The sequence below is a fragment of the Nitrogeniibacter mangrovi genome (assembly GCF_010983895.1).
GTDB lineage: Bacteria > Pseudomonadota > Gammaproteobacteria > Burkholderiales > Rhodocyclaceae > Nitrogeniibacter > Nitrogeniibacter mangrovi.
In genome coordinates, this window is record NZ_CP048836.1 from 795,448 (window position 1) to 814,991 (window position 19,544).

The following is a 19,544-nucleotide window of genomic DNA, read 5'->3' on the forward strand; positions in this document are numbered from 1 at the left end:
TTCCGGAGTCTTCAAAAATGAACTGGTTCATGAGCATGGCCGTCAAGACCAAGATCATCATCCTCACCCTGATCCTCTCCATCGTCGCGGTGGTCGTGGGGGTCTCGGGCATCCGCGGCGCGGGCGTCATCAACGACAAGGCCGACGACCTGTACAAGCACGAGCTGCTGGGCCTGTCCTATGTGAAGGAAGCCAACGTCAACCTGATCAACCAGAGCCGCGCCCTGCGCAATTTCATGCTCGCGCAGACCGACCCGGAGATCGATCCGAGCCCGTACCTGGACGCGCTCAAGCAGTTCCGCGCCGCCACCCGGGAGAACATGGACAAGGCGCGTGACCTGTTCTCCTCCGAGGAGGGCAAGGCCAAGTGGCGCGAGCTCGACGGCCTCTACCAGGGCTACATGGATCTGCAGGACAAGCAGATCGCGATGGCGAAGCAGGAAGCCGCCTCCGGGCTGCAGACGCAGAAGCGCGAGTCGGTCAAGTTCGCGATGGTGACCGCGCGCGCCCAGGGCGAGAAGATCGACGACCTGCTCAGCGAGCTGTCGCACATCAAGGAGGGGAACGCGGCCGACGCGGCCAGGCTCACCACCCGCATCTACGAGGACACCCGCCTGCAGATCATCATTGCCACCGGCGTCGGCGCGCTGCTGGGCTTCGCCTTCGGCCTGTTCGTGATGCACTCGGTGCGGCGCACCCTGCTGTATGTGGCCAACGCGGTGCAGCGCGTCTCCGAGGGGGACCTGACCGTCGAGGTCAACCAGCAGGCCCGCGGCGAGGAGGGCGTCATGCTCGACAGCGTGCGCCGCATGATCGACAAGCTCTCGGGCATCGTCGGCGAGGTGCACTCGGCCACCGACAACCTCAACGCCGCCGCGCAGCAGGTGTCCTCCACCTCCCAGTCCCTGTCGCAGGCCTCCTCCGAGCAGGCGGCCAGCGTCGAGGAGTCGAGCGCCAGCATCGAACAGATGTCGGCCTCCATCAACCAGTCCACCGAGAACGCGACGGTCACCGACAACATCGCCAACTCGGCCGCCCAGGAAGCGACCGACGGCGGCCGCGCGGTGAAGGAGACCCTCGAGGCGATGAAGGACATCGCCGATCGCATCGGCATCATCGACGACATCGCCTACCAGACCAACCTGCTGGCCCTCAACGCCGCCATCGAGGCGGCCCGGGCGGGCGAGCACGGCAAGGGCTTCGCGGTGGTCGCCGCCGAGGTGCGCAAGCTCGCCGAGCGCAGCCAGGTGGCCGCCCAGGAGATCAGCGAGCGCGCCGGCACCAGCCTCAAGGTGGCCGAGCGCGCCGGCCAGGTGCTCGACGAGATCGTCCCCTCCATCCGCAAGACCTCCGACCTGGTGCAGGAGATCGCCGCCGCCACCAAGGAGCAGGCCGGCGGCATCGGGCAGATCAACGCGGCCATGACCCAGCTCAACCAGGCTACCCAGGAAAACGCCTCCGCCTCCGAGGAACTGGCGGCCACGGCCGAGGAGATGAGCTCCCAGGCCATGCAGCTCAAGGACACCATGGGCTTCTTCAAGACCGACGAGAGCGGCACCGGCGACAAGCGCGCCAGCCGCCCGGCGCCGAGTGCCGCGCGGCGCCCCGCCGCGCCGGCCGGGGGCTTCGCCGCCGCGCCGCGCCTGGCCATGGCGACGCCGGACGGCGCCGACTTCGAACGCTTCTGAGGAGGGCATCATGGACGCAACGACGCGCGCCCGCCAGGCCGACCCCGCTACCCTGGTGGCGGCCGAGGCCCAGCAATACCTCACCTTCTCCGCCAAGGGCGAGATGTTCGCCCTGGGCATCCTCAACGTGAAGGAGATCATCGAGTTCGGCACCGTCACCCAGATCCCGATGATGCCGTGCTTCATCCGCGGCGTGATCAACCTGCGCGGCGCGGTGGTGCCGGTCATCGACCTGCGCGCCCGCTTCGGTGGTGGCCCGACCGAAGTGCAGCGGCGCACCTGCATCGTCATCGTCGAGGTGGCGCATCCGGACGGGCGCCAGGACCTGGGCATCGTCGTCGACGCGGTGAGCGAAGTGCTCGAGATCGCCGCCGCCGAGATCGAGCCGGCGCCCGCCTTCGGCAGCTCGGTGCGGGCCGACTTCATCGCCGGCATGGGCAAGGTCGGCGGGCGCTTCGTCATCATCCTCGACATGGCGCGGGTGCTCTCGGTCGAGGAGATGGCCGCGCTGACCGCCCTGTCCGCGGCCGCCGACGACGACGCGAGCGCCGCAGCGCCGGCCCGCCTGGCGCACTGAGCCCGACCCATGGAACTGGTCGCCATCACCGATGCGGAATTCCGCCGTGTGCGCACGATGATCCACGAGCGCGCCGGCATCAGCCTGTCCGACGCCAAGCGCGCGCTGGTGGCGGGCCGGCTGGCCAAGCGCCTGCGCCACTTCGGCCTCGGCAGCTTCTCCGACTATCTCAGCCTGCTCGGTAGCGGCGAGGGGCGCGGCGAACTGCAGACCATGGTGGACCTGCTCACCACCAACGAGACCTACTTCTTCCGCGAGTCGGCGCATTTCGACTTCCTCGCCGAGCAGGTGCTGGCGACCCATCCGGCCGGTGCGCCGCTGGAGATCTGGAGCGCCGCCTGTTCGAGCGGCGAGGAGGTCTACACCCTCGCCATGGTGCTGGCCGAACACCTCGGCCTCGAACGCCCCTGGCGGATCACCGGCACCGATCTGAGCACCCGCGTGCTCGCGCTGGCACGCAGCGGGCATTACCCCATGAGCCGCGCCCGCGGGCTGCCCGAGTACTACCTGAAGAAGTACTGCCTGAAGGGGGTGCGCTCGGCCGAAGGCACCTTCCTGATCGCGCCGGAGCTGCGCGCGCGCACCCGTTTTGCCCAGGTCAACCTCATCGAGCCGCTGCCCAAGGGCGAGCCCTGCGACGTGATCTTCCTGCGCAACGTGATGATCTACTTCGACCCGGCCACCAAGCGCCAGGTGGTCGATGCGCTCATCGACCGGCTGCGCCCGGGCGGGCATCTCATCGTCGGCCATTCGGAGACCCTGCACGGCTTCAGCGAACGCCTGCGCCTGGTGCGTCCGACCATCTACCGGCGCGAGCGATGAACACCATCAAGGTCATCGTCGTGGACGACTCGGCGGTGGTGCGCCAGGTCGCCTCCGAGGCGTTGCGGCGGGTGCCCGACATCGAGGTCATCGCCGCCGTCTCCGACCCCCTGTTCGCGCTCGAGCGCATGCGCCACCAGTGGCCCGACGTGATCGTCCTCGACGTGGAGATGCCGCGCATGGACGGGCTCACCTTCCTGCGCAAGATCATGGCCGAGCGGCCCACGCCCACCATCATCTGCTCCTCGCTCACCGAGCGCGGCGCGCGCACCACCATGGACGCCCTCGCGGCCGGTGCGGTCGAGATCATCACCAAGCCGCGCATGGGGGTGAAGGACTTCCTCGTCGGCGCCGGCGACGATCTGGTGCGGGCGGTGCGCGCCGCCGCCCGGGCCAATCTGCGCCGCCTTGGCGGACCGGTCGTGCCCCCGCCGCCGCGCCTGAACGCCGACGCGGTGCTCGCGGCGCGCACCGCCGCGCGTTCGGCCATGCACGAGACCACCGACCGGGTCGTCGCCATCGGCACCTCCACCGGCGGCACCCAGGCGCTCGAAGCGGTGCTCTCGCGCCTGCCGGCGGTGAGCCCCGGCATGGTGGTGGTGCAGCACATGCCGGAGAAGTTCACCGCCCTGTTCGCGCAGCGCCTCGACACGGTCTGCGCCGTCGAGGTGCGCGAGGCGGTCAGCGGCGACCGGGTGATGCCGGGGCGGGTGCTCATCGCGCCGGGCGGGCGCCACATGCTGCTGCGCCGTAGCGGCGCCCAGTACCGGGTGGAGGTGGTGGACGGGCCGCTGGTCAACCGCCACCGGCCCTCGGTGGACGTCCTGTTTCGCTCCGTGGCCCAGGTGGCCGGGCGCAACGCGCTGGGCATCATCATGACCGGGATGGGCGACGACGGCGCGCGCGGGCTCAAGGAGATGCACGAGGCCGGGGCGCGCACCATCGCCGAGGCCGAATCCTCCTGCGTGGTGTTCGGCATGCCCAAGGAGGCCATCCGCCTCGGCGCCGCCGACAAGGTGCTGCCGCTCGAGCGCATCGGCGCCGAGATCGTCGCCTTCCACACGCCATGAGGCCGCACCCCGCCGCGCCGGCGCCGCCTGCCGTCGATGTCGGTGCCCTGCTGGCGCGGGCGCGCAACCTCAACCCCGGCGCCTGGGCGGTAGAGCGCGAGCGCCCGCTGGCGACCCTGCTCGGCTCCTGCGTGGCGGTGTGCCTCCATGATCCGCGCCGGCGCCTGGCCGGCATGAACCATTTCCTGCTCCCCTCGCGCCACGGCACGCGCCACGACCAGACCGACATCGTGCTGGCCGGCGATGCCGCCATGGAGGTGCTGGCCAACGCCATGTTCGCGCGCGGCGCGGTGAAGGCGGATCTGGTGGCCAAGGTGTTCGGCGGCGGCACCATCACAAGCACCATCGACCTGGCGATCGGCGAGCGCAACGCGCGTTTCGCGCTCGAGTGGCTGGCGCGCGAAGGCATTCGCACGGTTGCCCAGGACGTGATGGGCCGCTTCTCGCGCCGGCTGGTGTTCGACCCGGCCAGCGGCGACGCGTGGTGCCGGCGTCAGGCCGTGGACGGGAGCGCGGTGCGACGGCTCGCCCAGGCCGAGGCGGCGCTGGCGCAGCGCCTCAGTGCGGCGCCGGGCGGGGGGATCGAATTGTTCGGGTGAGTGCGGCCGGATCGGAGGCTGACGAGGGCATGTTTCTTTTCTGACGCAGAGCTTGCTATCGTTGAAATACAAGCACATACACCGAAGGGAGCGGGCCGTGGGTGAGCGCACGAGCGGGGAGGAGCCGGCACCAGCGCCTGTCGCGGCAGAGGCGATCACCCTCGCCAGTGCACCCGTCGAACGCCGCCACCGGCGCGCGGTGTGGGTGGCGGTGTTGCTCATGGGCGCCCTGTTCGCGGTGGCGGTGCCGTTCGCCAAGCGTCCGCTCGGCGCACTGCCGGCCTTCCTGCCGCTGTTCCAGTCGGCCCTGATCGCCTGCGAGGCGATCACCGGCGTGCTGTTGTTCGGGCAGTTCCGGACCCAGCGCTCGGTGGCGCTGCTGATCCTGGCGGGCGGCTATTTCTTCAGCGCCTTCATGGCCATCGCGCACCTGTTGAGCTTCCCCGGGCTCCTGGCCCCGGCCGGGGTGATCGGCGGCGGCGCGCAGACCACCGCCTGGCTGTACTTCGGCTGGCATGCCGGCTTCCCGCTGTTCGTGATCGCCTACGCGGTCGCCCGCCGGCAGCAGGCCGTGGCGCGCAGCGACACGGAACCGGCTGCCGGGCTCGCGCCGGCGATGTTTCTCGGGGTGGTAACGCTGGTGGCGGGGCTGACCGTGCTCGCCACCGTGTTCGAGGCGTCCCTGCCGGTGATCATGGCGGGCCACCTGGATGCCCCCGCCAAGGCCGTGGTGGCGCACGCGACCTGGCTGACCGGCTGCGTTGCCCTGGTCGTTCTGCTGGCGCGTCGCCCGCCGGTACTGCTCGACATGTGGCTGATCGTCGTGATGGGCGCCTGGCTGTTCGACGTGGGGCTGTCCGCGTCCCTGAATCATGGGCGCTTCGACCTGGGCTGGTATGCCGGCCGGATGTTCGGCCTGGCGGCGGCGGTGCTGGTGCTGGTCAAGCTGCTGCTGGAGAACAGCGCGCTCCATCGCCAGGTGCTGGCGCTGCGCGATCAGGAGCGGCGCCGGGCGGCCGAGCGCCTGCGTTCGAGCGAGCGGCGCTTCGAGGCCATCTTCGAGCAGGCGCCGGTAGGCATCGCCCATGTCTCCCTCGACGGGCACTGGCTGCAGGTCAACACGCGCCTGTGCGAGATCATGGGCTACCCGGCCGAGGAGCTGAAGCGGTGCACCTTTCCGGACATCCTCTCCCCCGGGGGACGGGCGGCGGCGCAGGCGCTGCGCCGGCAGATGCTTGCCGGACAAATCGAGCGCCACACCGAGGAGCGACGCTATGTGCGCCGCGACGGCCGCGTCGTGTGGGTGCGCGTCAGGACGGCGCTGGTGCGCGAGGCGGACGGGGCGCCGGCCTATTTCGTGTCGGTGGTCTCGGATCTGACCGAGCAGCGGGTGGCCGAGGACAAGGTCCATGTGCTGAACCGGGAGATGGCGCGCATGGCGCAGCTGGAGGTGGCGAACCAGACCGTGACCGCGCTCGCGCACGAGCTCAACCAGCCGCTCAGCGCGGTGAGCGCCGCCGCCACGGCGGCCCGCCACATGCTGCATGCCGGGCACTGGAGCGAGGCACGGTTGGCGGTGATGCTCGACGGCGCCGAGCAGGCCGCCCTGCGCGCCGGGCAGGTGCTGCAGGACATGGTCAGCTTCATCAACCAGGGCAAGGTGTCCTCCGATCCGATTGACATCAACGGTCTGCTCTCGGCGCTGATGGACCGTTACCGTCACAACCACGCGGCCGCCGACTACACCCTCCGGCTCGAGCTGCAGCCGGACATGGCGCCGGTGCTGGCCAACCGCCTGCGTCTCGAGAAGGTGCTGACCAACCTGATCGACAACGGCATCGAGGCGATGCTCGACCGTGGCGCCCGGGGCGAGGCCTGCGTCACCGTGAGCACCCGGGCCGAGGGCGCCACGGCGCACGTGCGCGTGGCCGACGCCGGCCCGGGGCTCGATCCGGCGAGCGCCGAGCGGATCTTCGATCCGTTCTTCACCACCAAGACGAACGGCCTGGGCATGGGGCTGGCGGTGAGCCGCGCCATCGTCGAGAGCCACGGCGGCCACCTGTGGGCCGAGTCGCCCGCGGACGGGGGCGCCGTCTTTCATCTCACGCTCCCCCTGGCGGCGCCATGAGCGAGCCGACCGTCCATCTCGTCGACGACGACCCCAGCGTGCGCACCGCCTTCGGCTGGCTGTTCGAGTCCGTCGGCCTGCCGGTGCGTAGCTACCCGGACGGCGAAGCCTTCCTCGCGGCCTTCGATCCGGCCATGCGCGGCTGCGTGGTGGTCGATGGCCACATGCCGGGCCTGGGGGGCATCGGCCTGCTGCAGGCACTTCGGCGGCGCGGCAACCGGATGCCGGTGCTGTATCTGAGCGGCTGCCACGACGCCGATTCGACCGCGGCGGCGCGCGCCGCGGGCGTGGCGGCGATCTGCACCAAGCCGATCGCGGGCGCCGCGCTGCTCGACCAGGTGCGGGCCCTGCTGGACACCTGAGCATCGCCCTCCGGCGCCGGCGGGCGCGTCCGCCGGCGTGGCAAGTGACGTTCGTCAAACCTTGTTCTCGATGCGCTTTTACTTCCATGGCGGATGGCTAGCATGGGGATGTGGCCACTCATCCTGGCCCGGCCGGCGAGGGACGCGAGACGCGGGGCCCCGACGCCGACCGATTCATGGCGACCCCGCGCAGGAGAAAGCACATGGCACTGGTGAAATGGGAACCCATGCGTGAGATGGAAGAGCTGTTCGACCGCCTGACCCGCGCCTTCGGCCCCCTGAGCCTGGGGGGAGCGAGGCCGTCTCGCCGGCGGACTGGTCGCCGCGGGTGGACATCGCCGAGACCGACACCGCGTTCGAGGTCAAGGCCGAACTGCCCGAGGTGAAGAAGGAGGATGTCCACGTCACCGTCGACAACGGCGTGCTCACGCTGCGCGGCGAGCGCCGCCGCGAGAAGGAGGAGAAGGGCAAGCGCTTCCACCGCATCGAGCGCGCCTACGGCAGTTTCTCGCGCACCTTCTCGCTGCCCGACAACGTGGACGGCAAGCAGGTCAAGGCGAGCTTCAAGGACGGCATGCTCGAGATCCATCTGCCCAAGAATGGCGAGTCCAGGTCGCATGCTCTCGAGGTGACGGTGGAATGAACGCCGGGGCCGCTGGCGTGCGGGACCGGGATCCGGGCGCAGCGTTCTGCCCGGAACTGCGCGCTTCGAGCCATTCGGCCCAGCACGGCCACCAGGAGCCCTCGGTGGCGGGGGTGGCGGCGAACCCGCTGTCGGGGTCGAGGTAGTGCTCGTCCTTGTGTGCCGGGGTGTAGCGGTAGCGCCGCCCTGCGTGGCTCGGTTCGCTGACGATGCCGGCGTTGTGGCCGCCGCTGGTGAGCAGGACGCTCACCTCGGTGTCGGCCACCAGCTTGATCTGGTAGACCGAGCGCCAGGGCGAGACGTGGTCGCGCTCGGTGGCGACCACGAACAGGGGCATGCGGATGTCGCCGAGCACGATGGCGCGGCCGTCCACCGTGTAGCGGCCCTCGAACAGGTCGTTGTCGAGGAAGCAACGGCGCAGGTATTCGCCGTGCATGCGGTAGGGCATGCGCGTGGCGTCGGCGTTCCAGGCCATGAGGTCGGTCATCGGCGCGCGCCGGCCGAGCAGGCGTTCATCCACGCGGTGCCGGCCTCGCGCAGGTGCTCGAACAGCCCGGTGGGCCAGGCCGGGGCGGATTCGGCGCGGCGGGGTGGGCCGAGGCACGACGTGGGGTTCGGCGCCGCGCTCAGGCGCCTGACGCCGCACCCTCGTCGTCCGGCGCGGCCAGGCGCGAGGCCAGTTGCAGGAAGGAGCTGGCGCCAGTCTTGTGCAGGATCTGGGTGCGGTGATATTCGACGGTGCGGTGGCTGATGCCCAGCTGGCGCGCGATCTCCTTGTTGCCGAGTCCGGCCAGGGCGCGCTCGGCGATCTCGATCTCGCGCGGGGTGAGGCCGTCGAGGGCCGGTGCGGCCGGCGCCGGATCGGCCCGGTGCTGGGCGGCCAGCGCCGCTTCGACCTGGGCGAGCAGCACCGGGCCGCGCACCGGCTTGATGAGGAAGTCCACCGCGCCCCGGCGCATCGCCTGCACCGCGCTGGGCACATCGCCGTGGGCGGTCAGGTAGATGATCGGCAGGGCGATGCGGCGCGCGTTGAGCGTCTGGTGCAGGGTGGTCCCGCTCATGGCGCCCATGTTCACGTCGAGGATCAGGCAGCCGCGCCACTCGGGGCGGTAGGCGTGCAGGAAGGCCTCGGCGCTGTCGAAGGTGGTCGCCGCATGCCCGGCGCTTTCCATCAGCATGCGTACGCTGCGGCGCACGCCGGCATCGTCGTCGACGATGAACACGGTCGGTTCGTTGTGGCAGATCTCGTTCATGGCCGCGCCGGTACGGTGAACCGGAAGGTGGCGCCCGGGGCCGCGTCGCCGTCGTACCACAGCTCGCCGCCGCCGGCCTCGATGAGGGCGCGCGAGATGGTCAGGCCGAGGCCCACCGCCCGCAGCTTGGTGGTGAAGAAGGGGGCGAAGGCCTGCGTGGCGGTGTGTTCGTCCAGCCCCGGGCCGTTGTCGCTGAGCGTGACCTGCACGGCCGGGTGGGTCGGGTCGTTGCGCGCCTCGATGCGGATCGACGGCGCGCTGACCCCGCTGTGGCGCAGGGCTTCCACGCTGTTGGTGATGAGGCTGTGCAGCACGCTCTCGAACTGGCGCTGGTTGCCCATGGCCTGCCACAGGTCCGGCGCGACGTCGATTTCGAAGCGGGTGTTCCGGTCGCCGTCGGCCTCGCACAGACGCACCACGTTGCGCACCGCCCGGTCCAGGTTGATCGGTTCCGGCTGCAGGGCGTCCCGCGCGAGAAAGTTCATCAGCGTGGCCATCACCTCGCCGGCGCGGTCGACCTCGTCGCAACAGCCGTGCAGCGCCGCGCGCAGGCGTGCGGGGTCGCCCTGTTCGTCGATCAGGCGCAGCGCCGCGGTGGCGTAGGCGGAGACGGCATTGAGCGGCTGGTTCAGGTCGTGGGCGATCATGCGCACCGTCTGCCCGGCCACCTGCAGGCCGTGCATCTGGCGCATCTGTGCCCGCAGGTTGCGCTCGATCTCCACGCTGCGGTGGCGCTCGGTCACGTCGCGCGCCGAACAGATCCGCGTGCCGGCGTCGTCCAGGGCGCTGCAGTGCCAGGACAGCAGTCGCAGCTCCCCGTCGGTGCGCCGGAACCAGTGTTCGCCGTCGACCGGATCGACGTCGGCGGCGGGCGGGCGGGCGTCGTGAAAGCCGGCCAGCGCCTGGCCGGCGAGGTCGTCGCCGAAGAAGCGCTGCGCGGCGGCGTTGCCCCAGCCGAGGCGGCCCGCGCCGTCCACTTCCACCACCAGGTCCGGAATCGCGCCAAGCAGACAGGCGTAGCGTTCCGACCACTGCTGGGCGCTCGCCTGCGCCGCCACGCGCGCGCTGATGTCATGGACGGTCGCCAGCACGCGGCCGTCGGGTAGGGGGCTGAGGCTCACCTCGGCGGGAAACTCGGAGCCGTCCGCCCGGCGTGCGCGTAACGGGCCGCACGCGCCCATCGGGCGGCTCTTCGGGGCCTGGCGATAGGCGCTCATCTGTCGCGCATGGGCGGCCCGAAGCGATTCCGGGACGAGGTCGTTCACCTCGAGCCCGGCCGCTTCCGGGGGCAGGCCGAACAGGTGGCGGAGGGCGGGATTGATCCGCCGGATGCGGCCCTGGGCGTCGGCGATGAGCATGGCATCGACCGAGGCCTCGAACACCTGCAGCAGGTCGTCACTCAGTCCGCGTGTCATGCCGGTCTCCGCCATCCAGACGCCGCCGGCCAGCGTGTCTGGCCGTGTCGGCACGAGTGTCGACATCATCGTACCGATGGCCGGCACCCCCGTTCCTGCGCCAGATCAAGTTCCCGCCATCGGCCCCGCACCGGGGTCCCCTCGCAGGCGATCGCGCCGGCGGCCGTACGGTGCAGCGCGGCCGGATCGAGAATGGTGAAGCGTCGCCGGCGCATGGCGACGATGCCGGCACGGTCGAGGGCGGAACAGGCGCGGCTCACCGTTTCCTTGGAAAGACCGAGAAAGGAGGCAATGTCCATCCGGCTCATGGGCAGGGCCACGGTGCGTGCCGGTGTCTCGCTGCGTTGGTACCAGTCGAGCAGGAAGGCGCCGAGCCGGGTGGTTGCCCGCGAGGCGGCCATCATGGCCATGGCGGCCTGATCGCGAAGGATCTGCCGCCCCAGCAGGCGGTAGATGAAACTGCCCAGTGCCGCCCCCTCGTGGCCCGGCCGCGCCAGGCCGGCGAGCGGGATCACCACCATGTCGGTCGGCTCGAGGACGATGGCTTCGGTGGTGTGACGCCCCGAGGCGAGGCCGTCGAGGCCGAGCGAATCGGCGGCCCGCTCGAAGCCGATGATGCGCTCCGCGCCCTCGGCATCGACTACCCGCGTGCACACGCTGCCGCGGATCACGACGTAGAGGTAGCGGCACGGATCGCCCGCGCGGATCGGCACCTCGCCGGGGCGAAAGCGGCGGCACTGGAAGCGGGCCCACTCGGGATGCGGCGCCGGGTGCAGCGACAGGCCCAGGAAGCGCGCCAGGCTGGCGGCGTCGATCAGGCCCTGGCCGAGCTGGCGGGCCAGGGGCTGGCCGTCGTCGGGCGGTACCGCCCGCGGGGGCGCACCGGGCGGAAATTGATGTCGCAGCATGCGTGTGGCACCTCCGCTCAACCCACCGATGGATGTTGCACCGCCGTGGCCGGCCGGCGCGGCAGCACCGGCACCGGCTGCAGGCATCGCGTAACGGCCCGCTCGGCCGCCGCCGGTGACGGCGCCAGGCCGACGCAGGACCAGTGCCGGTCGCCGCCAAGGCGTTTGGCCGTGTACATGGCGGCATCGGCGGCCTGCACGAGTGCGCCCGCATCGCGGCCGTCGCGCGGATAGAGGGCGGCGCCCGCGCTCAGCGCGAGGCGCACGGGAGCGGCATCGCCCACGCGGGCGTCGCGCACCGAGGCGACCAGCTTGCCGAGCAGGGCGTCGACATCCGCCGGCCGGTGCAGCCCGGGCACCACCAGGAGGAATTCGTCGCCACCGAAGCGGCCCACGGTGTCCATGTCGCGCACGCAATGCGTCAGGCGCTCCGCCACGGCCCGGATCGCCGCGTCACCCGCCGCATGCCCGAAGGCGTCGTTGATCGCCTTGAGGCCGTCCATGTCGGCGCAGACCACGGCGAAGGCGCCGCCTTCACGCGCCGCGCGCGAGAGCTCCTGATTGAGCCGATGAATCAGCAGGTGGCGGTTGGCGATGCCGGTGAGGCTGTCGAAGTTGGCGCGTCGCTGCAGCGCCCGTTCGCTGGCGATGCGGCGGCTCACGTCGCGCGCCGTGCACACGTAGTGGGTCACATGGCCGGAGCGGTCGGTGAACGGACGCACCTGTTCGTCCAGGTAGAGTGCCCGGCCGCTGCGCGTCCGTTCGGTGCGCAGGGTGTCGCGCACCTGGCTGCCGGCGCCGGGCGCGGCGGTGGTCGTCGCCAGCGCCGCGGGGCGGCGCGGCCGGCCCACGAGCGCCTCGCGGCGCCAGCCGCTGAGCCGTTCGTAGGCCGGATTGACGTATTCGACCACGCCCTCGGCGTCGGTCACCACCACCGCGTCGTCGCTGGTCTCCATGCGCGCCAGGAAGCGCTGGAAGTGCGCGTCGTCGGCGCTTCCGGGCGTGGGGGTGCGCAAGCCCACCAGGATGCGCGTGGTGTCGCCCAGGGGAATGAACAGGAACGCGGCCTCGAGGGTGACCGAGCCCCCGTCGGGCGTCGCCACGGTCAGCGGATGCCAGCGGCCCGGCGGATGGTTGAAGACCAGGTAGGCGCAGTTGTAGCCCGGCGTCGCCGCGCGCAGGGGCAGCTCGGGCAGGAGGGTGGCCAGGGATTCGCCCTCCAGGCGGCGGTCGGCCGCCTGGAGCAGCCGGCGGGCGGCGTCGGTGCCGTATTCGATGGTGCCGCGTGCGGTCGCTACCAGCACGGCCTGGTCGGTCAGCGGGGGGAATGCCGCGCCGGCGAGCATCGGTGCCGGCGCCGCGGGGGCCACGCGCGAAGGGGTCTCGGGCGTGGACGTCTCGTCGATGTGCTTCGGGCTCATTGCGCCTCTCCCGGTTCGGTTCGTCGGCTCAGGCGCTCTTGTCGTGGCGCGCCGGTGCCGTGACCGCCGGAAGCGACGCCATCGCGCGGCTCAGCCGCTCGACGCCGTCCGCCACGCCACGCTGGAACAGGGGCAGGATCTCGTGGCTGCAGTTGACCATCTCGTTCTGGATCTGGGCCAGCGTGTCCATCGAGATGGCGGAGGCCTCCATGGCCGTGTCGATCGCCTGCTGGTACAGGCCGGCCCACGGGGCCGCCAGATCCGCCATGCCCCCAGGCGCCGCAGGCGCGCGATGTGCGCCCTTGCCGTTGGGCAGCGCCATCAGCCGGCGCAGGGCGGCGCTCTGGATGTCGAGGATGCGCTGCGCCGCATCCCACTCGGCGCAGGCCAGCGCCTGGGTTCGCTCCATGTGTTCGATGATCGGGTGGGGCGTGGTGGTCTCCGTCTTCTGCATGGTCTCTCCTCCTCGTCGTTCGTCCCGGTCCGCTGTGCCGCGCTGCCGGTGAAGTGTTTTGATCTCGCGGGCGCCGCTGCGAACCCGCAGGGCGCCGGAGTCCCCCACCTTAGGGAGGTGGCGGGCGACTGCAAACTCGTGTGAACACGAGGTCGGAAATCGAGAAATATTTGATCTCGATCAATGCCTTGCGGCGATCGAAGGGGGTGGTGCGGCGGTGGCGCCCCAGCTCAACCCGATCGGCATGGACTGTATCGGCGCTGCAACACTCTTCCGGCGTTGGCGTCATGGCGCAAGCCATTGTTTTTGAAGGAATCGTTTTCACTTGACCGATCGGTGACGGTGGATTGGTGCGGTGCATCCTGTATCAGCCACGTTGCAGTCATCGCCGGCCGGGGCTCCGACGGGCGAGCGTCGATTCCATTAAAGACAAGGAAAAACATAGGGTTGTGCCTGATTTGTAGGCCATGGCCCGGCCCTTGCATTCGTCATCGACGAGTACCGACATGGGGTCGGTCTCTCACGTGCTTGGGAGGTGACGATGAGACGCACACTTCTGTCGACGGCAATTGCCCTCGCCTTTGGGGTGTCCGGCTCGGTGTTCGCGAATCCGACGATCTACGGGGATTCGGCGGGCACCGGCAGCGGAAACGACACGGTCAACCAGAGTGCAACGGCCACATCGACGCAGGGCGATGGCCCGAACGCCAACGAAAATTCATCCGTGAAGGTCGGCTCGGCCAACACGGCCATCAGCGACACCGGCAACGACAACAGTGCCGGCAGCAACCGAGACAACGACGGCAAGGCCGAAGCCTGGGGCCATGGCACCGCCGCCGCCAACAACGGCGCCAGCGCCAGCGCCAGCTTCAGCAGCGCCTTCAACAGCAGCAAGGCGATCGCCATCAGCAAGCTCAACGGCTCGGTCACCAACAACAGCGTGTCCGGGCTGGGCAACATGGTGACCAACAGCGGCAACGCCAATGGCGATCGCGGTGGCTGGGGCGGTCGGGGCGGTGACGGCTACGGTGGCGACGCCACCGGCGGCAACGCCTCGGGCGGCACCGGTGGTGCCGGGGGTAACGCCGGCAACGGCGGCGCCGGAGGATCGGGCGGTTCGGGTGGCTATGCCGTCAATGGCAGCGCCACGGCCGACGGTGCCTCCAACGGCGGCGCGTCCAACGGCAGCGCCACCGCGGGCAACGGCGGTGACGGCGGCTCGGCCCGTGGCGCCTACGGTGCCAACGGTGGCGACAGCGGCAGCGCCAAGGCCATCGGTGGCGATGGCGGCAGCGGTTACGGCGGTGACGGCACCGGCGGTGCCGGTGTCGGCGGCGCCGGCGGCATGGCCTACGGCGGCAGCGGTGGCAAGGCCATCGGCGGCGACGGCGGCAATGGCGGCGGTGGCAGCGGTGGCATGTCCGGCTCGGCCAGCGGCGGCAGTGGTGGCAGCACCCAGAACGCCACCGGCGGCGACGGGGGCTCGGGCGGCTCCGGCGGTTACGGCGGCAGCACCGGCTATGCCATCGGTGGTGACGGCGGTAGCGGCGGGGCCGGTGGCAACGGCGCGCTCGGCAGCGGCGACGGCGGCAAGGCCAGCGCCTACACCGGCGCCAGCGGCGGCGATGCCGGCACGCTCAGCAAGGCCGCTGGCGGCAGCGCCTACGGCGACGGCGGCAAGGGCGGCTACTCGGGCGCCTACGCCGGCACCTCCACCGGCGGCGCCAGCGGCGACGGCGGTGTGGTGGGCAACCAGGGCAACGCCAATGGCGGCCTGGCCAGCGGCGAAGGCGCCGGCGGGACCGGTGGCAACGCCAGCGGCACCAGCACCGGCAACACCACCGGCGCGGCGGGCATGAGCGGCGATCCGACCGCCTCCGCCCAGGGCGGGAGCGGTGGTGCCGCCTCGGCCACCGGCGGGACGGCGGCGGCCGGCACGGCCAACTCGGGTGGCGGCGCCACCAGCGATACCAGCGCCATGGCCAGCGGCGGCGCGGGGACGGGCACCGGTGGATCCGGTGCGGCCGGCGCCACCGGTGCGGCCGGCGCGGCGGCGACCAACAGCGCCGGCAGTGGCGCGACCGGCGCGACCGGCGCGGCCGGCGCGATGGCGACGAACAGCGCAGGTGATGGCGCGACCGGCGCCAGCGGCACCGGCGGTGCGGGCGCAGCCGCAGCCGGCGGCACCGGGGCGATGGCCTCCAGTGCCGGCGCCGACGGCAACGGCGGTGCGGGCGCGGTCGGCAACGGCGGCGTCGGTAACGCGGCGGCCGGCAACGGCGGTCTCGGCGGTGCGGCGGTCAACACCACCGGAGACGGCGGCACGGGCGGCATGGCCGCCAATACCGGCGGCGCCGGCGGGGCCGGTGGCAGCGCCAGCAACGGCAGCGCCACCAATGGCGACGCCACCAGCATGGCGAGCAATGGCAGTGCCACGGCCGGTGACGGCGCGGTCGGTGCCCAGGGGGCCGCGGGCGGTGACGGCGGCGCCGGTGGCACCGGCCAGGGCGGTACCGGTGGCGACGGCCTCGCGGCGGACGGCAACGGCGCGACCGGCGGGGCCGGCGGGGCCGGGGGTGCCGGCGGCATGATCAGCCTCGATGCCGGCGCCTTCAACATGTCCAACACCATCTCCGGCAGCTTCACCAACGGCGCGGGAATCATGGTCAGCAGCCAGAACACCGGCATGGCGTCCCTGGTTCAGCAGAGCGTGAACGTGCAGGCCAACCTGGCTGTCGGCCACTGATTCGGAAGGAGCACATTCCATGAAACGCACATTGATCTCATCGGCGATTGCGCTGGCGTTCGGATTCGCCGCGCCGGCCTTCGCCAACCCGACGGTCAACGGCAACGACGTGGCGCGCGGTGCTGGCAACGACACCGCGACCCAGACCGCCACCGCGACCAGTACCCAGGGCAACGGGCCCAATGCCAACGAGAACTCGACGGCCACGGTGGACGCCTACAACACCACCAAGACCGACGTGGGCAACGACAAGAGCAGCGGTGACAACCGCGACAACTCGGGTTGGGCCATCGCCAAGGACTACGGCACCGCGGCGGCCAACAACGGCGGCAGCGCCACCAGCAGCTTCGCCGATGCTTTCAACAGCACCAAGGTGGTGGCGGTGAGCAAGCTCAGCGGCACGGTGACGGACAACGTCGTCTATGGGCTGGGCAACATGGTGACCAACTCGGGCAATGCCAACGGTGCGGCCGGTGGCAAGGGCGGCGCCGGTGGCGATGGCTACGGCGGTGACGGCTATGGCGGCACCGGCAACGGTGGCTATGGCGGCGCCGGCGGCGATGGCGGCCACGGTGGCAGCGGTGGCAACGGCGGCGATGGCGGCAACGCCACCAACGGCAGCGCCGCCGCGGGGCCGGCCTCGAACGGCAGCGCCAGCAACGGCAGCGCCAGCGCCGGTAACGGCGGCGACGGCGGCAACGCCAGCAAGGCCATCGGCGCCAACGGCGGCGACTCCGGCAAGGCCTTCGCCGTCGGCGGTGACGGCGGCAGCGGCACCGGTGGCGACGGCTACGGTGGTGCCGGGGCCGGTGGCTCCGGCGGCAGCGGCTCCGGCGGCAGCGGCGGTTTTGCTGCGGGTGGTGACGGCGGCAATGGTGGCGGCGGCAGCGGCGGTTCGTCCGGCTATGCGTCCGGCGGCTCGGGTGGCTCCACGGGCCATGCCACCGGCGGTTCCGGCGGCGACGGCGGCTCCGGCGGCTCGGGCGGCTCCACCGGCTATGCGGTGGGTGGCGCCGGCGGTGATGGCGGCAGTGGCGGCAACGGCGCCTCCGGCGATGGCGACGGCGGCTATGCCGGCTCGTCCGCCAAGGCCTATGGCGGCGATGCCGGAGCCCTCAGCGCGGCCGGCGGCGGCAAGAGCAGCGCCGATGGCGGCAGCGGTGGCACGTCCATCGCCAAGACCGGCTCGAGCGATGGCGGCATGAGCGGGGCCGGTGGCAGCACCGGCAACCAGGGCAACGCCAACGGCGGTGACGGCGGCACCGGCGGTGCGGGCGGCAACGCCAGCAGCACCAACACCGGCAACACCACCGGCAGCGGAGGCGCGGCCGGCAGCCCGAGCGCGACCGCCACGGCGGGCCTGGGCGGTGACGGCACCGCCTCGGGTGGCGATGGCACCGGTGGTGCCGCGAGCGCCACCGGCGGCGGCACGGCGACGACCACCTCGGCTTCGGCCGGCGGGGCGGGTACGGGCACCGGTGGTTCCGGTGCAGCCGGCGCCACCGGCGCGGCCGGCGCGGCGGCGACCAACACCGCCGGTAGCGGCGCGGTCGGGGCCACTGGCGCGGCCGGGGCGACCGGTACCAACACCGCCGGCGCCGGGGCCACCGGCACCAGCGGCGCGGGCGGCATGGCCGCGGCTGCGGCCGGGGCGAGCGGCGGTACCGCGAGCACGGCGGGTGGCACCGGCAACGGTGGCGCCGGGGCCGTGGGCAACGGTGGCGTCGGCAATGGCGCGACCGGCACCGGCGGCGATGGCGCGCTGGCCAGCAACACCACCGGCACCGGCGGTGCGGGCGGTGCGGCGACCAACACCGGCGGCAACGGCGGTGACGGCGGCAGCGCCACCAATGGCGGTGCCACCAACGGCGGCGCGTCCACCACGGCCTCCAACGGCAGCGCGACCGCCGGCAACGGCGCGACCGGTGCGGTCGGCGCGGCCGGCGGCCAGGGCGGCCAGGGCGGTACCGGCGAAGGCGGCCAGGGCGGCAACGGCGTGGCCGGGGTCGGCAACGGGGCCGTGGGCGGTGCCGGCGGTGCCGGCGGCGCTGGCGGGGTGTTGAGCCTCAATGCCGGCACCTTCGACATGTCCAACACCATCGCCAACAGCTTCACCAACGGCGCGGGCATCGTGGTGTCGAGCCAGAACTCCGGCATCTCGTCCCTGGTGCAGCAGAGCGTCAACGTGCAGGCCAACCTGACGGTCGGCCACTGAGCGGTGCCGGGCGGGTCGCCGGAGATGGCGTCGAAAACGGGCGGCCCGCCCGCGTACCCATGGGAGTCATGGCCATGTGTGATTTCGAGACAAAGGGGCGACGCGTGCTGGCGGTGCTGTGCGTGCCGCTGATGCTCGCGTGGACCGGTGCCCGGGCCGACGACGGCCCGGGCGTGCCGGCCGGCGCGGACGCGGGGGTGACGGGCGCGCCCGCACCCACGCCCGAGGCGGCGGCACCCGCGCCGGTGCTGGCCGATCTGGGGGGCGCGGCGCTGTCGCCGGATGCCCTGGCGGCGCAGCGCGGGGGCACGGAAACCCTCAGCGACATGAAGCTCGGCGGGGTGGTGGCCAACAACCAGGCCAGCGACCTGGTGACCGGGCACAACATCGTCAGCGACGGCTCGCTGACCGGCAACGCGGGATTCGCGACGGTGGTGCAGAACACCGGCAACAACGTGCTGATCCAGAACGCGACGATCATCAACCTGCAACTGCAATAGAACGGGGGCGCGCATGAACCGGCTCACGAGGATCACCGCGGCGCTCGCGGTCGGCTGGAGCCTGAGCGCCGGAGCGGCGCAGCTGAGTTTTCCGACCGACGTGGTCGGCCCTTACACGCTGCGGGTCACCAGCCTCAAGGAGGCCCGCCATCTGGGCACCATCCAGCAGCAGTACGATTTCAGCTGCGGCTCGGCGGCCCTGGCGACCCTGCTGACCCATCACTACGGCTACGCGGTGACCGAGCAGGTGGTGTTCCGCGTCATGTACCTGCGTGGCGACCAGGCGAAGATCCGCCGTGAGGGCTTCTCGCTGCTCGACATGAAGAATTTCCTCGCCGCCAACGGCTTCGCGTCCGACGGCTTCGAGGCGCCCCTGGAGGCGCTGACCAAGGCCAAGGTGCCGGCGATCGCGCTGGTCAGCGAGATGGGTTACCACCATTTCGTGGTCATCAAGGGGCTGCAGGACGGGCGCGTGCTGATCGGCGATCCGGCGCGGGGCACGCGCGCGGTGTCGCGCTCGGCCTTCGAGGCGATGTGGCACAACAAGATCCTGTTCGTCATCAAGAACCATCTGGAGGCGGCGCGCTTCAACCGGGCCGCCGATTGGCGGGTGGCGCCGCGCGCGCCGCTCGAGGCTGGCCTGCGCGGCCTGCCCAACGCGATCCCGGCGATGCGCGCGGTCAGCGATTTCTAGGATCCGGCCCGCGGTGCCCCGGTCGCGAGCCGGTGGCGCCGCGCAGGCG

At 71.7% G+C, this 19,544-nt stretch carries 18 protein-coding genes; 12 read left to right on the forward strand and 6 right to left on the reverse strand.

All coding sequences use genetic code 11. The annotated features are described in order from the left end of the window. Nucleotides 1-17: 17 nt before the first annotated feature. The 8 genes from G3580_RS03630 to G3580_RS03665 all read left to right on the forward strand — a co-directional run bounded on the left by G3580_RS03630 (nucleotide 18) and on the right by G3580_RS03665 (nucleotide 7,889). Entirely contained in the window at nucleotides 18-1,688 is a 1,671-nt protein-coding gene (locus G3580_RS03630) for a methyl-accepting chemotaxis protein (protein ID WP_228720758.1), read from the forward strand. 10 nt (nucleotides 1,689-1,698) lie between these two features. Further along, complete coding sequence (locus G3580_RS03635) at nucleotides 1,699-2,265, forward strand: chemotaxis protein CheW (protein ID WP_173763974.1); 567 nt, start codon at nucleotides 1,699-1,701, stop codon at nucleotides 2,263-2,265. Nucleotides 2,266-2,274: 9 nt separating this feature from the next. Then, on the forward strand, nucleotides 2,275-3,087 hold the full coding sequence (locus tag G3580_RS03640; RefSeq protein WP_173763975.1) for a CheR family methyltransferase: 813 nt from the start codon (nucleotides 2,275-2,277) through the stop codon (nucleotides 3,085-3,087). Further along, nucleotides 3,084-4,157 carry a protein-glutamate methylesterase/protein-glutamine glutaminase gene (locus tag G3580_RS03645; protein WP_173763976.1) on the forward strand — a complete coding sequence of 358 codons (1,074 nt, stop codon included), beginning with the start codon at nucleotides 3,084-3,086 and terminating at the stop codon, nucleotides 4,155-4,157. The genes G3580_RS03640 and G3580_RS03645 overlap by 4 nt, the downstream gene beginning before the upstream one ends. Then, nucleotides 4,154-4,756 carry a chemotaxis protein CheD gene (locus G3580_RS03650; RefSeq protein WP_173763977.1) on the forward strand — a complete coding sequence of 201 codons (603 nt, stop codon included), beginning with the start codon at nucleotides 4,154-4,156 and terminating at the stop codon, nucleotides 4,754-4,756. The genes G3580_RS03645 and G3580_RS03650 overlap by 4 nt, the downstream gene beginning before the upstream one ends. Nucleotides 4,757-4,853: 97 nt before the next feature. After that, nucleotides 4,854-6,884 carry a PAS domain S-box protein gene (locus G3580_RS03655; protein ID WP_173763978.1) on the forward strand — a complete coding sequence of 677 codons (2,031 nt, stop codon included), beginning with the start codon at nucleotides 4,854-4,856 and terminating at the stop codon, nucleotides 6,882-6,884. Further along, complete coding sequence (locus G3580_RS03660) at nucleotides 6,881-7,246, forward strand: response regulator transcription factor (RefSeq protein WP_173763979.1); 366 nt, start codon at nucleotides 6,881-6,883, stop codon at nucleotides 7,244-7,246. The genes G3580_RS03655 and G3580_RS03660 overlap by 4 nt, the downstream gene beginning before the upstream one ends. 328 nt (nucleotides 7,247-7,574) lie before the next feature. Next, nucleotides 7,575-7,889 (forward strand): Hsp20/alpha crystallin family protein, encoded by a 315-nt coding sequence (locus G3580_RS03665; protein ID WP_323847992.1) that lies wholly within the window; start codon nucleotides 7,575-7,577, stop codon nucleotides 7,887-7,889. Here G3580_RS03665 and G3580_RS03670 read toward each other — a convergent pair. The 6 genes from G3580_RS03670 to G3580_RS03695 form a co-directional block, all read right to left on the reverse strand. After that, nucleotides 7,810-8,409: an alpha/beta hydrolase gene (locus G3580_RS03670; protein ID WP_173763980.1), complete on the reverse strand. Its 600-nt coding sequence runs from the start codon at nucleotides 8,407-8,409 to the stop codon at nucleotides 7,810-7,812. The genes G3580_RS03665 and G3580_RS03670 overlap by 80 nt on opposite strands. 106 nt (nucleotides 8,410-8,515) lie before the next feature. Further along, the gene (locus G3580_RS03675; protein WP_173763981.1) at nucleotides 8,516-9,142 is read right to left on the reverse strand and encodes a response regulator transcription factor; all 627 of its coding nucleotides are present in this window, start codon (nucleotides 9,140-9,142) and stop codon (nucleotides 8,516-8,518) included. After that, nucleotides 9,139-10,557 (reverse strand): PAS domain-containing sensor histidine kinase, encoded by a 1,419-nt coding sequence (locus G3580_RS03680; protein WP_173763982.1) that lies wholly within the window; start codon nucleotides 10,555-10,557, stop codon nucleotides 9,139-9,141. Before G3580_RS03680 ends, G3580_RS03675 begins: the two co-directional genes overlap by 4 nt. A gap of 65 nt (nucleotides 10,558-10,622) precedes the next feature. Beyond that, complete coding sequence (locus G3580_RS03685) at nucleotides 10,623-11,465, reverse strand: Crp/Fnr family transcriptional regulator (protein WP_173763983.1); 843 nt, start codon at nucleotides 11,463-11,465, stop codon at nucleotides 10,623-10,625. Nucleotides 11,466-11,482: 17 nt separating this feature from the next. After that, entirely contained in the window at nucleotides 11,483-12,886 is a 1,404-nt protein-coding gene (locus G3580_RS03690; RefSeq protein WP_173763984.1) for a diguanylate cyclase domain-containing protein, read from the reverse strand. Between the two features lie 28 nt (nucleotides 12,887-12,914). Next, nucleotides 12,915-13,340 (reverse strand): hypothetical protein, encoded by a 426-nt coding sequence (locus G3580_RS03695; RefSeq protein WP_173763985.1) that lies wholly within the window; start codon nucleotides 13,338-13,340, stop codon nucleotides 12,915-12,917. A 541-nt stretch (nucleotides 13,341-13,881) separates the two neighbouring features. On the opposite strand from G3580_RS03695, the gene G3580_RS03700 reads away from it, so the two are divergent. From G3580_RS03700 to G3580_RS03715, 4 genes are all read left to right on the forward strand, one after another. Then, nucleotides 13,882-16,086, forward strand: a complete 2,205-nt coding sequence (locus G3580_RS03700) for a hypothetical protein (protein ID WP_173763986.1) — start codon at nucleotides 13,882-13,884, stop codon at nucleotides 16,084-16,086. Between the two features lie 19 nt (nucleotides 16,087-16,105). Next, the gene (locus G3580_RS03705; RefSeq protein ID WP_173763987.1) at nucleotides 16,106-18,301 is read left to right on the forward strand and encodes a hypothetical protein; all 2,196 of its coding nucleotides are present in this window, start codon (nucleotides 16,106-16,108) and stop codon (nucleotides 18,299-18,301) included. Between the two features lie 74 nt (nucleotides 18,302-18,375). Then, complete coding sequence (locus G3580_RS19785) at nucleotides 18,376-18,801, forward strand: hypothetical protein (protein ID WP_217424596.1); 426 nt, start codon at nucleotides 18,376-18,378, stop codon at nucleotides 18,799-18,801. 13 nt (nucleotides 18,802-18,814) lie between these two features. Beyond that, nucleotides 18,815-19,495 carry a C39 family peptidase gene (locus G3580_RS03715; protein WP_173763988.1) on the forward strand — a complete coding sequence of 227 codons (681 nt, stop codon included), beginning with the start codon at nucleotides 18,815-18,817 and terminating at the stop codon, nucleotides 19,493-19,495. The last annotated feature ends 49 nt before the right edge of the window (nucleotides 19,496-19,544 follow it).

What these genes read in the sequence shown, in the direction of transcription:
- G3580_RS03630 (WP_228720758.1), top strand. Translation starts at nt 18, where the DNA reads ATGAACTGGTTCATGAGCATGGCCGTCAAGACCAAGATCATCATCCTC.
- G3580_RS03635 (WP_173763974.1), top strand. Translation starts at nt 1,699, where the DNA reads ATGGACGCAACGACGCGCGCCCGCCAGGCCGACCCCGCTACCCTGGTG.
- G3580_RS03640 (WP_173763975.1), top strand. Translation starts at nt 2,275, where the DNA reads ATGGAACTGGTCGCCATCACCGATGCGGAATTCCGCCGTGTGCGCACG.
- G3580_RS03645 (WP_173763976.1), top strand. Translation starts at nt 3,084, where the DNA reads ATGAACACCATCAAGGTCATCGTCGTGGACGACTCGGCGGTGGTGCGC.
- G3580_RS03650 (WP_173763977.1), top strand. Translation starts at nt 4,154, where the DNA reads ATGAGGCCGCACCCCGCCGCGCCGGCGCCGCCTGCCGTCGATGTCGGT.
- G3580_RS03660 (WP_173763979.1), top strand. Translation starts at nt 6,881, where the DNA reads ATGAGCGAGCCGACCGTCCATCTCGTCGACGACGACCCCAGCGTGCGC.
- G3580_RS03675 (WP_173763981.1), bottom strand. Translation starts at nt 9,142, where the DNA reads ATGAACGAGATCTGCCACAACGAACCGACCGTGTTCATCGTCGACGAC.
- G3580_RS03680 (WP_173763982.1), bottom strand. Translation starts at nt 10,557, where the DNA reads ATGACACGCGGACTGAGTGACGACCTGCTGCAGGTGTTCGAGGCCTCG.
- G3580_RS03685 (WP_173763983.1), bottom strand. Translation starts at nt 11,465, where the DNA reads ATGCTGCGACATCAATTTCCGCCCGGTGCGCCCCCGCGGGCGGTACCG.
- G3580_RS03690 (WP_173763984.1), bottom strand. Translation starts at nt 12,886, where the DNA reads ATGAGCCCGAAGCACATCGACGAGACGTCCACGCCCGAGACCCCTTCG.
- G3580_RS03695 (WP_173763985.1), bottom strand. Translation starts at nt 13,340, where the DNA reads ATGCAGAAGACGGAGACCACCACGCCCCACCCGATCATCGAACACATG.
- G3580_RS03700 (WP_173763986.1), top strand. Translation starts at nt 13,882, where the DNA reads ATGAGACGCACACTTCTGTCGACGGCAATTGCCCTCGCCTTTGGGGTG.
- G3580_RS03705 (WP_173763987.1), top strand. Translation starts at nt 16,106, where the DNA reads ATGAAACGCACATTGATCTCATCGGCGATTGCGCTGGCGTTCGGATTC.
- G3580_RS19785 (WP_217424596.1), top strand. Translation starts at nt 18,376, where the DNA reads ATGTGTGATTTCGAGACAAAGGGGCGACGCGTGCTGGCGGTGCTGTGC.
- G3580_RS03715 (WP_173763988.1), top strand. Translation starts at nt 18,815, where the DNA reads ATGAACCGGCTCACGAGGATCACCGCGGCGCTCGCGGTCGGCTGGAGC.